This window comes from Desulfocucumis palustris (assembly GCF_002933875.1).
GTDB classification, from domain to species: domain Bacteria; phylum Bacillota; class Desulfotomaculia; order Desulfotomaculales; family Desulfocucumaceae; genus Desulfocucumis; species Desulfocucumis palustris.
Genome location: NZ_BFAV01000073.1, coordinates 76860 through 92335 on the forward strand (window position 1 = coordinate 76860; position 15476 = coordinate 92335).

Genomic DNA, 15476 nt, shown 5'->3' on the forward strand with positions numbered 1-15476 from the left:
TTCAATTGAAAATCAAATAATTTAAAAACCTAACAATATGAAATTCAAAGGAGTGTGCTTATGAAGTACCTGGCCGAAATGACCAATGAACTGCTGCTTTTTTTTAATGGCTTTTCCTCCTGGGAAAGCTCGGTAATCCGCAGCAGCGACTTGAAGGTTTCCGAGGCCCACGCCATTGAGGTGCTGGGCCAGCACGGAAAAATGAATATGAAGAGCCTGGCGCAAAAGTTGGGCGTAACCACCGGAACCACCACGGTAACGGTGGACAGGCTGGAGAAAAAGGACTATGCCAGGCGGGAATCAAGCAGTGAAGACAGGCGGGTCAACCTGATTGTGCTGACGGAAAAGGGTATGAAAGCCTTTGAGGAACATCACCAATACCATTTGCAGTTAACCGAACAAATGCTTTCCGTCCTTTCCGATACCGAAATAGAACAGCTGCTTAACGCGCTTAAAAAAATTAATGCCGAGACTTTTTAATTTATAAGTTGACGAGAGGAGACGGCGGTATGATCGGCAGATATACAAATCTCGGCAAGTACCGGGAATTATTGCAGATGAAAGAGTTTTATCTGGTTTTGACCGGCAGTTTGCTTATTTTGAGCAGTTACGGATTGGGGAAGAACGAATACCCTGTCCCGGCGGATATATCGGCGTTACTGGCCCTGGTGGTGCTGGGGGGGCCGATTATCCTCGGCGCGGGCAAAGGATTGCTGAACAGGGAGCTTAACGTCGACGAACTGGTGAGTCTGGCCATGGTGGCCTCGGTGTTGATTGGCGAATACTTGCCTGCGGCGGTGGTGGCGCTGATCATGGTTTTGGGCTCATTGCTGGAACAGTATACGGCGCAAAAAGCCCGTTCCGCCATTGACGCCCTGATCCGGCTCAGTCCGGGGGAAGCCGCGGTGCTCCGGGACGGGGTCGAGATTTCCGTTCCGGTACGGGAGATCCGGTTGGGTGACCAGGCAGTTATACGCCCGGGGGAGAAAGTGCCGGTGGACGGTGAGGTTGTTCGGGGCAGCGCTTCCCTGAACCAGTCTTCCCTTACCGGAGAGTCCCTGCCCGTGGATAAAACGGTGGGAGACACGGTATACGCCGGGTCCGTCAGCTATTCCGGGATGATCGTGGTGGAAGCCCGAAAGGTGGGCGAGGATACCACTCTGGGGAAACTGATTCAGTTGGTCCGGGACGCGGAAAGCCAAAAGGCTCCCATATTAAGGGTGACGGATCGTTATGCCGGGTATTTCACCCCCTTTATTATCGCCATTGGTATCGGGGTGTATTTAATGACCGGAGATTTGCACCGGGCGATCACGGTGTTGATTGTAGGCTGCCCCTGCGCCTTTATTATTTCAGCCCCCACCGCCATTGTGGCGGCCCTGGGGAACGCCTCCAAAAACGGCATATTGATTAAAGGCGGCGCTTTACTGGAAGAGGTGGCCCGGATTGACACCATTGTTTTTGACAAAACCGGCACTCTGACCACCGGCAATCCCGTGGTTGCCGGGATTACCCCCTTGAACGGGGTCCCGGAGGAACATGTCCTGGCCCTGGCGGCGGCGGCGGAAAAATATTCAGAACACCCCTTGGCCCGGGCTGTTCTGAAGGCCGCGGAGCAAAGGGAGTTGGTAATTGCCGAACCGGCGGCTTTTAAAAATATTCCCGGCCTGGGTGTGGAGGCGGCGGTTGAGGGGAAGAACATATTTGTGGGCGCCGAAGCGTCCGGGCATGGGACAATGGGCGGCGCGCAATCTGAACCGGGCGTTAAAACTCTGCTGGTTAAGGAAAACGATATAATAATCGGGGCAATATATATTAAGGATAATATCCGGGCCGGTGCGGAAGGTTTAGTAAAGTCCCTGCCCGGGGCCGGTTTGAAGCGCATCCAGATGCTCACCGGCGACGAATACGGGGTGGCGGCCCATGTTGCCGGGGCAAGCGGAATCCGGGAGTTTTGGGCCGGGTTTTTGCCCGGGCAGAAGCTTAATCATATTCAGGAATTGCAAAGATCCGGCCATAAAGTGGCCATGGTCGGTGACGGGATCAACGACGCCCCGGCGCTGGCCGCTGCGGATATCGGCATTGCCATGGGCGCCATGGGAACGGATGTGGCCATGGAAGCGGCGGACATCGCCCTGCTGGAGGATAACCTGGCCAAACTGCCGTACCTGATGCAACTGGGCCGGACAACCCTTAAAACCATCAATTTTAACATCGGTTTTGCCGTTGTGTTTAACTTGCTGGCCCTGGCGGCGTCGGGAGCGGGGCTGTTAAATCCGGTAACGGGAGCCTTCGCCCACAATGTCGGGTCCGTACTGGTGGTGTTGAACTCGGCCCGGCTGAGAGGATTCGCCGGGGGGACCGAGCCGGTTAAATCTCCTGGGCCCGCCGGCAGGATAATTAAATTATTGACATATAGGGTAGGGGGGTATACTATTAATTCCAGGAGGTGAAAAATAAACTGGAAGAACAAAAAGCAAAACAATGCCCGGGTTGTCAAACCGCCGGAAACAAACAACGACACTGGCGTGACGAAAAAATGACGCAGGATTTGTCAAATCGCCTTAACCGCATTGAAGGACAGGTGCGCGGCATAAAAAGGATGATTGAAGAGGGAGTATACTGTGACGATGTGTTGAATCAAATTGCTTCGGCCCAGTCCGCCCTGAGCGGAGTGGCCAAGCTGCTGCTGGAAAAGCATATCAGGACCTGTATCAAGGACCAGCTGATAGCCGGCGACGAAGAAGTGGTTGCCGAATTGACAAAAACCGTTGCCAGGCTGATCAATAAAAGTTAAGGGAGGTTATAACGATGAGTAAAACAGTGTTAAAGGTGGAAGGCATGAGCTGCAATCACTGCAAAATGGCGGTGGAAAAAGCTGCCCGGGAAGTGGCTGGAGTGGAGGAAGCCCTGGTGAACCTGGAGCAAAAGGAATTGACGGTGAAGGGCAGCGCCTCCCGGGAGCAACTGGTTGAGGCGGTGACCAAGGCCGGGTACGAAGTAAAGAGTTGATTTTTGGAAAGAGGTATGGCATCGCATGACTGAAGCGCAAAAGGAGCTGGAGCTGTCCAGGATTGGATTCACAGTTACAGGGATGAGCTGCGCGGCGTGCTCCGCCAGACTGGAAAGAGGACTGTCCGGAATGCCGGGGGTGAGCGCCGCCAGGGTTAATCTGGCCACTGAAAAGGCCACTGTGGACTATGACCCCGCACTGGTAAAACCGGAACAAATGGTGGAAAAAGTAAGGCAATTCGGTTTCGATGTCCCGCAGGAAAAGCTGGACCTGGCCATCGGCGGAATGAGCTGCGCGGCCTGCGCCGCCAGGGTTGAAAAAGGGTTGAAGACGCTGCCCGGCGTGGCGGACGCCGCTGTCAACCTGGCCACCGAAAAAGCCGCCGTGACCTACTATCCCGGCCAGGCCAGCCCCGCTGTCCTGGTTGACGCCGTTACGAAACTGGGTTATGAAGCCCGCATTATTGATGATCAGCATACCGGCCGTGAAAATGACCAGCGGGAAAGGGAATTCAAAAGGCAGCTTTTTTTATTTGTTTTCGCGGCGCTTTTCTCGTTCCCGCTGTTTGTCGGTATGCTGGGGATGTTCGCTCCCTTTGAGCGGTTTTTTCCCCATGTGCTGCACAACGCCCTGTTCCAGTTTTTCTTTGCCACCCCGGTGCAGTTGGTGGCCGGTTACCACTTTTACCGCGACGCCTTTATAGCCTTAAAGAACCGGAGCGCCAACATGTCGGTGCTGGTGGCCATGGGGACCAGCACCGCGTACATTTACAGCACGGTGGTGACCTTCTGGGGCCCCGGGCTGGGACTGCACCACGTTTATTTCGAGAGCAGCGCAGTGCTTCTTACCCTGATTCTGCTGGGCAAGATGCTGGAGGCCAGGGCCAAGGGCAAAACCTCCGAGGCGCTGAAAAAGCTGGCCGGCCTGCAGGCTAAAACCGCCCGGGTGCTCCGGGACGGCAGCGAGGTCGATGTTCCGGTGGCAGAGGTGCTGGTGGGCGATCTGGTGGTGGTCCGGCCCGGTGAAAAGATACCGGTGGACGGGGTGATCCGGGAAGGGCGTTCCGCGGTGGATGAATCAATGCTCACCGGGGAAAGCCTGCCGGTGGATAAAAAGGAAGGCGACCCCGTGACCGGCGCTACTTTAAACAAGCTGGGCACCTTCCGCTTTGAGGCCCTGCGGGTGGGCCGGGACACGGCCCTGGCGCAAATTATCCGGTTTGTGGAGGAGGCCCAGGGTTCCAAGGCGCCCATTCAGCGGCTGGCGGACGTGATTTCCGGTTACTTTGTGCCCGCGGTGATCGGTATTGCCGTGCTTACCTTGCTGGGCTGGTATTTCTTCGGCGACCCCGGCAACATGACCAGGGCGATTTTAAACTTCACCGCCGTCCTGGTGATCGCCTGTCCCTGCGCCCTTGGCCTGGCCACGCCCACTTCCATTATGGTGGGAACGGGCAAAGGAGCGGAATACGGCATCCTGATCAAAGGCGGGGAACACCTGGAGCGGGCTCACCGGGTCAATACCGTGGTGCTGGATAAAACAGGCACCATCACCCACGGAGAACCGGTCCTCACCGACTTGATCCCGGCCCCGGATATGGCCGGCCGGGATGACTACCTGCTGCAGCTGGCCGGGGCGGCGGAGAGGGGTTCCGAGCACCCCGTAGCCCAGGCGGTGGTTAAAAAAGCGGAAACCGTACCGCAGAATGCCGGGGCGGCTACTTCCTTTACCGCGATCCCGGGCAGGGGAGTCGAGGCCGTAGTGGACGGGACGCGGATCCTTTTGGGTACCCGCCGGCTGATGCGGGAAAGAGGCATTGAGCTGCCAGGAGTTTTTGAAACCGGTATTGAAAGGCTGGAGAGCGAGGGCAAGACAGTCATGCTCATGGCCCTGGACGGTTTACCGGCCGCCATTTTGGCCGTAGCCGACAGCATCAAGGACACCTCCGTGGAGGCGGTGGATTTGATGCGCAAAATGGGCCTTGAGGTATGGATGCTCACCGGCGACAACCAGCTGACCGCCAGGGCCATCGCCCGGGCGGCGGGGATTGATGAAGAGCACGTGCTGGCCCAGGTGCTTCCGGAAGACAAGGCCAGAAAAGTGGCTGAACTGCGGGCCGGGGGAAAAGTGGTGGGCATGGTGGGCGACGGCATCAACGACGCCCCGGCCCTGGCCGAGGCCGATGTGGGGTTTGCCATCGGCAGCGGAACAGACGTTGCCGTTGAGGCCGCCGATATCGTTTTGGTCCGGGGCGACCTGCGCAGCGTGGTGGACAGTATCGCCCTCAGCCGGGCCACCATCCGGAACATCCGGCAGAACCTGTTCTGGGCCTTTATTTATAACGTCATCGGCATCCCCATTGCCGCCCTGGGATTTTTAAATCCCGTGGTGGCCGGCACCGCCATGGCATTCAGTTCCGTGTCGGTGGTGTCCAACGCCCTGCGGATCAAACGCTTCAGGCCCGGCCGGTAGAATTTTTCATTATCAAAGGAGCTTATACAAGTATAAGGCCGGGGCAGTGAGCGGAAGGTATGTAATAGTAAATTATTGAAGTATGCCCATATTTATGGTATAGTAAGTCGAAAAGTAGTTTCAGGCGGTTTAATACGGATAACAGCAGAGCCACGAAGGCTTTTTCCCGCACTAACAGGCGGGGAATGAGTCTTCGTGGTTTTTTTGTGTAAAAAATGTCTTTAAAGGGGTATTGATTGCTTTGGCCGCTGAGAGTAATTATCTTTTGGAAATCAATCAATTAACCGTCAGGTATCATGGCGTACCGCCGGTTGAAGCCGTGGACGGCGTTTCCCTGCAGTTGAAAAAGGGGGAGAGCCTGGGCATTATCGGTGAGTCCGGCTGCGGAAAAAGCTCCTTGGTCCTGGGGATCATGGGACTGATTAAGCATGGCGGCGTTGAGGGGGATATTCTTTATCAAGGCCGGAAGTTAAACGGCCTGCCGGAAAAAGAACTGAAAAAATACCGGTGGAAAGAAATAGCCATCGTTTTTCAGAACTCCTTGGAAGTGCTTAATCCGGTGCTCAGCATAAAAGAGCAAATAGGTGAGCCCATAAAAACCCATACCCAACTTTCCCCGCCGGAGATTGATCAACAGGTGATCAAACTCATGGAAATGGTGGGCCTGGATCCGCGCCGGCGGCATAGTTACCCGCACCAGCTATCCGGGGGGATGCGGCAGCGTGTATTATTGGCCATGGCTTTATCCTGCGACCCCAAAGTGCTGCTGATCGACGAGCCCACCACAGCCCTGGATCCGTTAAGCAAAAATGAAATTCTGCAATTACTGCAGAAGCTGCAAAAAAACCTTGGCTACACCATGGTGGTGATATCCCATGACCTGGGCGTAATTAAAAAACTTACCGCCAGGGTTATGACCATGTATTGCGGCCGGATGGTGGAAGCGGGCATGACTTCGGAAGTGCTGAAAAACCCGCTGCACTGTTACACCCGGGGACTGCTGAACTCATCGCCCAACCTTTTCAAATATAAAGACCTGTGGGGTCTTGAAGGTGAACTATTATCAGGCGCCTCCACCGCGGGCTGCGCTTTTTACCCCCGCTGCTGCCAGGGGGAAGAGAACTGCGGCCGGGCAAAGCCCGCCCTTAAATACGTGGCCATTGAGCGCATGGTGGCCTGTCATAAGGGGGGTATTGAAAATTTTCTCAGGGCGGAAGGGATCCACAAAACCTATCGCCTGAAAGACCTGGAGATTAAAGCGGTACAAAATGTGAACCTGGAAATTAAAAGCGGTGAAGTGATAGCCCTGGTGGGGGAATCGGGCTCCGGCAAATCCACCCTGGCGCATATACTGGCCGGGGTAATATCCTCCGACGCGGGCCGGGTATCTTATCGGAATGAGATGGTTCACGGCCGTCAGGTCACCAAAATGATCGGCGGGATGCAGATTATCTTCCAGGACCCCTTTTCCGCCACCAGTTATCGCATGACAGTGATGGAGGCGGTTAAAGAACCCCTGGATATCATCAAGTGGGGCGGGAAAAAAGAACGGGAAGAAGAGGTGCGGAAGGCTTTACAACTGGTCCGGCTGCCTGTGGAGCCCGGTTTTTTGAACCGGCATTGCCACGGTTTAAGCGGCGGACAGCGGCAGCGGCTGGCCATCGCCAGAGCTCTGGTCACCAAACCGAAATTATTGATTGCCGACGAGGTTACTTCCATGCTGGATCCTTCCACCCAGGCCAACCTGCTTAGGGAACTCAAAGGCCTGCAAAACCGGCACGGTTTTGCCATGCTGTATATAACCCATGATTTGCACCTGGCCAGGAAAATCGCCGATAAGGTCTATGTTATGTATAACGGCGAAATAGTGGAAAGAGGTCTGTCTTTCGAGATATTTGAGAACCCCAGGCATGCCTATACCAAGCAGCTGATGAGAGAGGCTTTGCGAGACTGGGTTTAACCGGAGGGTTTTCAAACCCAGTGGGGCGGCGGGGCGAATGCCTTTCCGGAGGTCAGGGCCAGGCCGTCGCCCTGGTGCGGGCGCTGCTGGCCAATCCGCTTATTCTGGCGCTCGACGAAGCTACTTCCAACCTGGACAGCCTTACGGAGGCCGTTGTCAAACAGGCGCTGGCCCGATTGCTCCAGGGCCGCACCGGGATCATCATCACCCACAGATATGCCCTGGCGGAGCTGGCCGATCAGATTGTTATATTGAAGGGAGGTGTTGTTGCAGCCTCGGGGAAGCACGAACAGGTATACGGTCAAAGTGAGCTTTACAGGCGCCTTTATGAATGCTCGCAATGACCGGGTATTTTTAGACGGGAGGGATTGCAAAAATGTTAAAGAAAAAATTGCCGGCCTTAGCAATTTTATTATTAATTTGTTTGCTTGGACTACTGTTGACGGGTTGCGGCGGGGAACAGTCCGATGATACAAAAGAACCCGCTTCGGAGCAGACCGGCCGGCAGCAGGCCGATCAAATCAATCTGGCGGGAGGAGATTGGGGGTATCCCAATCCGTATACTTATTATCCCAGGGGGCCGGGCTCCAGAAAAATGAGCCTGGTTTTTGACAGCCTGGTGACCAGTGACACCGGCGGGAATATTCAACCCGCACTGGCTGCCGAGTGGCAGTCGAACAAGGATGGCTTGGCTTACACCTTTAAGCTCCGGCCCGGAGCAGAGTGGCATGACGGCAAGCCGTTTACCGCAGATGACGTGATTTTCAGCTATGAATACGCAAAAAGCTATCCTCCGGTATCGGCTGTCGATTTGACCGGCGTCAAAAAAATGTCGGCTGTGGATGACCTGACTATCCTGGTTGAACTTATTCAGTCGGACCCCAACTTTTTGGCGGGCCTGGCAGGTTTAAAAATCATCCCCAGGCATATTTGGGAGAATGTCACCGACCCCCTTAATTTTGTTGCTCCCGGAGCCGCCGTGGGAACAGGCCCTTACAGGCTGGTTGATTACAGCAAGGAGCACGGCACTTACCGTTTTGAGGCCAGCGACAAATTTTGGGGCGAGCAGCCGCGGGTTAAAGTGCTTGCGTTCATTCCGGCCAGCGAGGATATACTGGCCTTTGAACAGGGAGAAATTGACCGGATCAATATTACCCCGGATGTTCTGTCCCGGTTTGAAAGCAATCCGGAGTACCGGGTTATGCAGTATGAAACCACCTGGGCCTACCGGCTTTATTTTAATATGAAAAACCGACCGGAGCTGTTGTCGAAAGATTTGCGCCGGGCCCTGGTATATGCCGTCGACCGCCGGGATCTGGTGGAAAAGGTGGAGCGCGGCGCCGCGGTGCCGGGAAACCCGGGAGTGCTGCATCCCGGCAATGAATTGTACAATCCCGATGTTCCCCAGTATCCCTATGACCGGCAAAAGGCAGAAGAGCTTTTGGAGGGGCTGGGCTATCAAGAAAAAGCCGATGGCGGGGTGCGGCAAAACAGCAAGGGAGAAAAACTGAGCTTTTTACTGCTGGCCGACGAGGGAAGCAGTCGTCTGGGGGAACTGATCAAACAGCAGCTTGCCCTGGTGGGTGTGGAGGTTAGGGTTCAGGTTGTGGATCAAAAGACCCGGGATGACCGTTTTAAAAACGGGGATTACGAGCTTTGCATCAACGGCAGCGGCGGCGGTGAAAGCCTGGAAGAACTGACCAATCTGGCCCGGGCCAGGGCGACTTCCGCCACCGGGGAGACAATGGGTTACAAAAATCCCGGGCTTGACAGTCTATACAGCCGCCAGGAGAAGGAAACCGACCCTGCCAGGCGCAAGGAATTGATGGCGGAATTGCAGCGGATTGTAGCCGAAGAAGTGCCCAAAATAACCCTTTACTACAGAAACACGCTGGCGGTGCACCGGCCGGCGGTGTATGACGGCTGGAGCGAGGAAACTTATCACCACGACCAGCGAATAAATTTTGTAAAGGATTAGAGATTTGAGAGGTGGCGGGGGCGTGGGGCGGCTGAAAAAAAACGGTTTCAGGCTGGCGGAATACGGGTTCACCATTTTAATTGTGATTACCCTGAATTTTTTTCTGCCCAGGATGATGCCCGGCGACCCTTTTCTGGTGCTTTCCTCGGACAGTCCGGAACAGGAGGAGATAGTCCTCAATGAAGAGCAAAGGGAGTTCTACCTTCACCACTACGGCCTGGACAAACCTGCCGGTGTGCAATATTTTACCTATTTGGGCGAACTGTGTCGGGGAGACCTGGGCTACAGCGTTTATTACAGGGAACCGGTAAGCGTGATTATACTGCGCCGGCTGCCATGGACCATTTTAATGGTCATGGCGGCGCTGGTGCTCAGCACTTGCATCGGCGTGATTCTGGGTAGCTTATCCGCCTGGTACCGGGAGCGGTGGCCGGATAAAGTATTGTTTTTCAGCCTGATCCTGTTATCGGAGATACCGGCCTTTCTCCTGGGGCTGGTGCTGCTGTTTGTATTTGCCGCGGGGTTGGGGCTGTTTCCCCTGTCGGGGGCTTTAACGCATTTTGCCGATTACGGAAACCGCTGGGAAAAGCTGCTGGATATTCTGCATCATGCCTGTTTGCCCGTAATGGCTTTAACTGTCGCCCGGCTGGGCGGTATGTATTTACTTTCCAGAAACAGCATGACCACCGTGCTGGAAAAGGATTACCTGCGTACCGCCTGGGCCAAGGGACTTACCCCCGGGAGAGTTATATTCCGTCATGCGCTGCGCAATGCCCTGCTTCCCATAACCACCCGCGTCTTTTTGAGTCTTGGCTCCCTTGTGGGAGGCGCCATACTGGTGGAAAACGTTTTTGCTTACCCCGGGCTGGGCTATTTGATGAGGGAAGCGGTCCGGGTTCACGATTACCCGGTGGTGCAAGGAATTTTCCTGGTGGTAACAATATTTGTTCTGCTGGCTAATTTCTTTGCCGATTTGGCTTACCGAATACTCGACCCGCGGATTGGCGACTACGGTGGAACACGTGGAGGTTAAATTGAAGAATATACCTGCACAGCCTGTTAAAATGATTAAATGGTTCCATGATTTTTCCTGGTCCGGTAAACTGAGTGCCGCTGTTATTCTGGCGATTCTGCTTTTAGCTGTATTTGCCCCCGGCCTTTCCATTCACCCCCACAACACTTCTACTGGGGCCCCTCTCCAGCCGCCCGGGGGGAAGCATCTTCTGGGCACCGACGAGCTGGGCGTTGATCTTTGGGCCCAGATATGTTACGGGGCCAGAGTCAGCCTGCTGGTGGGTTTGGGCACCGCCTTTCTGGCGGCCCTGGGTGGGGGCCTGGTTGGTATTATTGCGGGGTATCTGGGCGGGTGGCCCGATAAGTTTATAATGCGGCTAATTGATATTATGATTGTTTTGCCGGATTTTCCGCTGTTGATTGTTCTGGCGGCCTTCCTGGGACCCAGCCTGCTCAATATCATAGTGGTGCTGGCTTTGTTTTCCTGGGTCTTTCCGGCCAGAATCACCCGCTCCCAGGTGTTGGCCCTGAAGGAGCAAAGCTATATCAAATCGGCGGAAACATATGGCGCCGGCGCCTGGTACCTGATGTGGAAGCATTTTCTGCCCGAGGTTTTTCCGCTGGTGGCGGTGAATATGATCAGGCTTACCGGTAGGGCCATTGTATCCGAAGCCGGGCTTTCCTTTTTGGGGCTTGGGGATCCCACCTCCAAAAGCTGGGGATTGATTATACACCACGCCACCAGTTTCAAAGGGATATATTTTACGGATTTTTGGAAGTGGTGGCTGCTGTATCCGTGGCTGGCTCTGACCATGATGGTAACGGCGTTGGCTTTTATGAGCCGCGAGCTGGAAAGAATAGCCGACCCGCGACTGGGTGGAAGGCGCTTTTCTGTTCATTGAAATATACCAAAAGAGGAGGATATTTATATGCAATCTTGTGCTACCGGTGATCGTGAATTTTGGGTGCGTCTATGGCTGGACGCCAGAGAAAACTCACCCACTGCCAGGCGCCGCCACAGGAATGAGCGGGAACAAGTGGAAAGCTGGAATCGCCAGGCAGCCGGGTATGCCCAGCGCACCCGGGGCCCTGGGGGCGAGCGGCGGAGTAAAGCTGTTCACGAACTGCTGCGTCAGGAGAATGTACTGGCTCCCGGGGTGAAGGTGCTGGATATAGGCGCCGGGCCGGGTAATTTCGCCGTTCCCATGGCGCTTGCGGGCGCGGAGGTGACCGCCCTGGAGCCGGCCGTGGAAATGGTGCGGGTGATGGAAAAAAGGATTGAGGCTGAAAAGTTAAATAATGTCAGTATAATTAATCGTCTCTGGCAGGAAGTGGCGCTGGAAGAGGATTGGCTGAAGGGCGGATTTGACCTGGTGTTCGCTTCCATGACCCCCGGAGTAAGTGACCCGGAAACACTGCAAAAAATGCTGGACGTGTCCCGGAAATACTGTTATTACAGCGGGCATTCCGGCCCGCGCTGGGAGCAGGCCCACCGGGATCTCTGGCAGCGGTTTTTTAACGAGGATATCGGCTGCCCCGCGGGGGATATCCTTTATCCCTTCGGGTTGTTGTACGCTTCCGGCTACCGGCCTAAAATGAGCTTTGTGCATATCCGGCGGGTGGAAGAACATACGGTGGAAAAAGCGGTGGAAAACCTGTCCCAGTTTTTTTGGAGTTATCTGGACGTCACCCCGGAGGTAAGGCAGGTGATTGAGGATTATGTAAAAGAGCGGGCGGAAAACGGTATCTTCAGGCAGGAACAAAAAATATGCCACGGCATGATGCTGTGGCGGGTGGACGAAATTGCCTAAAAGGGGCGCACTATCGGGTGAGATGGAGCAAAATAAAAGGCGAAGGGGGATTTTAAATGCCGAAAATAATAGTGAGTGGCCGGGGAGGCAGCGGCAAAAGCACAATGGCGGCTCTTTTGGCGAAGGCGTTGGAAGAACGGGGGAAGGTTTTAGTCATTGATACCGACGAGTCCAATCTTGGTTTGGGAAGGATGCTTGGCCAGGAACCGCCGGCGATGACTTTAATGGGCTTCCTGGGCGGGAAATCAGCGGTGCGGGATAAACTTCTGGCTTCAATGCAGCAGGAAAAAAAAGAAAAATTAAGCTTTTTTAGAGATAATTTAACTTTGGAAAATCTACCGGCCGAATGCGTTAGCTGGCATGGGCCGGTGGGTGTTTTGCGCATCGGTAAAATAGAACACAGCATGGAGGGCTGCGCTTGTCCCATGGGTTCAATAACGAGGTCGTTATTAAATGAACTGCAAGTAAGTGAAAACGAATGGGCCATAGTTGATACCGAGGCGGGCGTGGAGCACTTCGGGCGCGGTATTTTGGAAGGTGCGGATATCGTGCTGATGGTGGCGGACCCTTCTTATGAATCGGTTTTATTAACTGAAAAGGCCAGGGAATTGGCCGGAGAAGCAAATAAAAAATTTATTGTGGTGATTAATAAATTGGATGAAAATACGGGACCTGTTTTGCGTCAGGAACTGACCGGGCGGGGGATTGAAATCGGCGCCGCTTTAAATTACTCCGCGGACGTCAATCAGGCCAACCTCACGGGGAACCCGGTGGATATCAATGTGTTGCGCGAAGATGTGGGCGGGATAATCGATAAGCTGGCCGGATGATAAGAGCAAGAGACCAAACAATGTCATTAACAAGGCTACGGAGGCCCTTATTCCCCTGTAATGGGGAATAAGGGCCTCTTTTTTTTAGTTACTCTCGCCGGCGCCGTGGTTAAGATAGGTTGATTCAAATCGGGGGGGCTGACCGTATTGGTTTTTACCGGGGCCTCAGGGCCAGAAAAACGAACCGGTCCGGTTTGTCTTCGAAAGTGATGTCAATAAAACCGGTATCCTCCAGCATGTATTTGAGTTCAGCGGCTGTGGGCAATAAGTCGCCGTCAACCGGCGGACCGAGGTTGCGGTGGGTGGCGTTTATTTCCTCCCGGCTGCTGGCGTGGCAGATTAACAGCCGGCCTCCGCTTTTAAGCACCCGGTGCATTACCCGCATGGCGCCCTTCTGGTCGGGAAAGTGAGGCAGAGCCCCGTTGCAAACGACGTAGTCATAACTGTTGTTTTCGTTATCCAGCGTCATGACGTCGGCCACCAGGAAACGCGCGTTGGCGCCGAAGTCCTTGCTCCTGGCTTTTTCAATCATTTGGGGAGCAAAGTCCACCCCGGTTACCGAGCCCTCCTGCCCGACCAATTCCAGCAGAATGGGGGTTAAAATGCCCGTGCCGCAGGCCACGTCCAGCACCGCGGCGCCCTTTGGAATGCCGCAATCTTTAAGAATTGCCCGCAGCTTGGCGGCCACCTCCGGTCCCATGATGGAGTCCCACCGGTCTGCCATGTCATCGAAAAAGTCCTTTAGCAGCATAAATTTCACTCCCTCTAATTACAAATCATACAGGCCGTTCAGAACTGTTTCCCGCAATACTTCACGTGGTTTGCCGTGCGTCCAGACCCGTCCTTCCTTCATTAAAACGACCCTGTTGCACAAGGCGGCGGCGGTTTTGTGCTCGTGGGTGACCATTAATGTGGTTAGCCCGCGGTCCCGGTGTATTTCATGCACCATGTGCATAATCTCCGTTCTGGCCCGGCGGTCCAGCCCGGTGGTAGGTTCGTCCAGCAGCAGGATTTCCGGTTCCTGGGCCAGTGCCCGGGCGATGGCCACCCGCTGCTGTTCGCCCCCCGAAAGGTGCCCGATGGGACGTTCGGCCAGATGAGTCATCCCCACCAGCCGCAACATTTTTTCCACTAACCGCCGGTCCGGGTCGCCGGGGCGGCGCAGCATGCCCAACTGGCCGTAGCGTCCCATCATGACCACTTCTTTAACGTTAACCGGCATCCTGGGGTCGATGTTGTGCACCTGGGGCACATAGCCGATTCTTTTGCGCAGCGCGGCCGGGAAGCCGCCGCCCGTGTCATAATTCAAAACCCGTACATTGCCCTGCAGCAGCTTGCCCAGTCCGTTTACCAGGGTGAGAATAGTTGTTTTGCCGGCGCCGTTGGGCCCCATGATGCCCACCAGCTCGCCCCTTTTGATCTCCAGGGTGACTCCCTGCAGGGCCACGTCCTCCCGGTAAGACACCACCGCGTTTTGCAGGGAGATAATTGTCTCAGACATCGGCGCTCCTAAGGCAGCGTTTCCAGGAGCATATCCACGTTTTTGGCAATGGCTTGGGCCCAGGTGGCGGTATCCGGAATCCCGCCCGGGAAGTTGTTCAGGGTAAGCTGGGCGGCGCCGATTTCCCTGGCGATGCCGATGCCCGCTTCCTTGCCGCTTTGCAGGTTGTCGAGGACCAGAGTTACATTATTAGACTGTCCCAGTTTGATTAAATCCTCTATGTCCTTCGGGGACATATCTTCGGCCCGGCCGAAGATCCCGGCCACATTAAACCCGGCCCATTTGATAAACCCCGCCTGCATATCGTTTACCAGCACGTTAACCCGGCTTACACCGGCGTCGTCAAGACGTTTTTTCTGCTGGTCTCCCACTCGCTGCGTTTCTTCTTTCAGTTTGCCGGCGGCTTCCGTAAACGCCGCTTTGCTTTCCGGCCTGGCCGCCACCAAATCCGCGGTGATTTTGTCGATGGCTTCCATGCGTACCGGCGGCGCCATCCAGTTCCCTTCAATATCGTAAACCAATTTGTTTAAATTGGCGTTGCCGGCTGATTGGATCATGCCGTCGCTGAATTTTTCGCCCTGATAGTTGTGCAGCATGAAAAGGTCGGCGTCGGCCAGTACCTTCATATCCTCCGGTTTTACGTCAAAGTGTCCCGGGCACATGGCGGGGGGGATTATGTTGATTACTTCCGCCTGGTCTCCGGCCACGGAGTTTACAATTTCAGCCAATAAAGAGGTGGTGGTCACCACCCGCAGCGGTTCGGCCTGTTGGGCGTCCTGCTGGTGGCCGGCGCCGCTGTTGCTGCCGCAGCCGGCCGATAACAGGGAGGCAATGACGACAACCAGCAAGGAAAACAATATTAAATTTCTTTTTCTCATCAGTAGCACCTCCAATTTT

At 54.9% G+C, this 15476-nt stretch carries 15 protein-coding genes; 12 read left to right on the forward strand and 3 right to left on the reverse strand.

From position 1 onward, the window contains the following. Positions 1 to 60 precede the first annotated feature (60 nt). From DCCM_RS06035 to DCCM_RS06090, 12 genes are all read left to right on the forward strand, one after another. Positions 61 to 480, forward strand: coding sequence for a MarR family winged helix-turn-helix transcriptional regulator (locus tag DCCM_RS06035; RefSeq protein WP_104371539.1), 420 nt, complete (start codon positions 61 to 63; stop codon positions 478 to 480). Between the two features lie 29 nt (positions 481 to 509). Beyond that, positions 510 to 2453, forward strand: coding sequence for a heavy metal translocating P-type ATPase (locus DCCM_RS06040; protein WP_104371540.1), 1944 nt, complete (start codon positions 510 to 512; stop codon positions 2451 to 2453). 86 nt (positions 2454 to 2539) lie between these two features. Continuing rightward, complete coding sequence (locus DCCM_RS06045; protein ID WP_104371602.1) at positions 2540 to 2797, forward strand: metal-sensitive transcriptional regulator; 258 nt, start codon at positions 2540 to 2542, stop codon at positions 2795 to 2797. Positions 2798 to 2811: 14 nt separating this feature from the next. Beyond that, on the forward strand, positions 2812 to 3012 hold the full coding sequence (locus DCCM_RS06050) for a CopZ family metallochaperone (RefSeq protein ID WP_104371541.1): 201 nt from the start codon (positions 2812 to 2814) through the stop codon (positions 3010 to 3012). A 25-nt stretch (positions 3013 to 3037) separates the two neighbouring features. After that, complete coding sequence (locus tag DCCM_RS06055) at positions 3038 to 5485, forward strand: heavy metal translocating P-type ATPase (protein ID WP_104371542.1); 2448 nt, start codon at positions 3038 to 3040, stop codon at positions 5483 to 5485. A 241-nt stretch (positions 5486 to 5726) separates the two neighbouring features. Next, positions 5727 to 7445, forward strand: coding sequence for an ABC transporter ATP-binding protein (locus DCCM_RS06060; protein WP_104371543.1), 1719 nt, complete (start codon positions 5727 to 5729; stop codon positions 7443 to 7445). A 20-nt stretch (positions 7446 to 7465) separates the two neighbouring features. After that, complete coding sequence (locus tag DCCM_RS06065) at positions 7466 to 7789, forward strand: ATP-binding cassette domain-containing protein (protein WP_165792029.1); 324 nt, start codon at positions 7466 to 7468, stop codon at positions 7787 to 7789. Positions 7790 to 7821: 32 nt separating this feature from the next. Continuing rightward, positions 7822 to 9423 (forward strand): ABC transporter substrate-binding protein, encoded by a 1602-nt coding sequence (locus DCCM_RS06070; protein ID WP_104371545.1) that lies wholly within the window; start codon positions 7822 to 7824, stop codon positions 9421 to 9423. Between the two features lie 22 nt (positions 9424 to 9445). Next, entirely contained in the window at positions 9446 to 10456 is a 1011-nt protein-coding gene (locus DCCM_RS06075; protein WP_373855400.1) for an ABC transporter permease, read from the forward strand. A 31-nt stretch (positions 10457 to 10487) separates the two neighbouring features. Next, positions 10488 to 11339, forward strand: coding sequence for an ABC transporter permease (locus DCCM_RS06080; RefSeq protein ID WP_104371604.1), 852 nt, complete (start codon positions 10488 to 10490; stop codon positions 11337 to 11339). A 27-nt stretch (positions 11340 to 11366) separates the two neighbouring features. Beyond that, positions 11367 to 12248, forward strand: coding sequence for a class I SAM-dependent methyltransferase (locus DCCM_RS06085; protein WP_104371546.1), 882 nt, complete (start codon positions 11367 to 11369; stop codon positions 12246 to 12248). Between the two features lie 56 nt (positions 12249 to 12304). Further along, positions 12305 to 13078: an ATP-binding protein gene (locus tag DCCM_RS06090; protein ID WP_104371547.1), complete on the forward strand. Its 774-nt coding sequence runs from the start codon at positions 12305 to 12307 to the stop codon at positions 13076 to 13078. 154 nt (positions 13079 to 13232) lie between these two features. Here DCCM_RS06090 and DCCM_RS06095 read toward each other — a convergent pair whose 3' ends face one another. The 3 genes from DCCM_RS06095 to DCCM_RS06105 are packed head-to-tail and all read right to left on the reverse strand — an operon-like array spanning position 13233 to position 15457. Continuing rightward, a complete protein-coding gene (locus DCCM_RS06095; protein ID WP_104371548.1) occupies positions 13233 to 13829 on the reverse strand; it encodes a class I SAM-dependent methyltransferase in 597 nt (198 codons plus the stop codon). An 18-nt stretch (positions 13830 to 13847) separates the two neighbouring features. Continuing rightward, positions 13848 to 14579 (reverse strand): metal ABC transporter ATP-binding protein, encoded by a 732-nt coding sequence (locus DCCM_RS06100; RefSeq protein ID WP_104371549.1) that lies wholly within the window; start codon positions 14577 to 14579, stop codon positions 13848 to 13850. A gap of 8 nt (positions 14580 to 14587) precedes the next feature. Further along, positions 14588 to 15457: a metal ABC transporter substrate-binding protein gene (locus DCCM_RS06105; protein ID WP_104371550.1), complete on the reverse strand. Its 870-nt coding sequence runs from the start codon at positions 15455 to 15457 to the stop codon at positions 14588 to 14590. Positions 15458 to 15476: the final 19 nt, after the last annotated feature.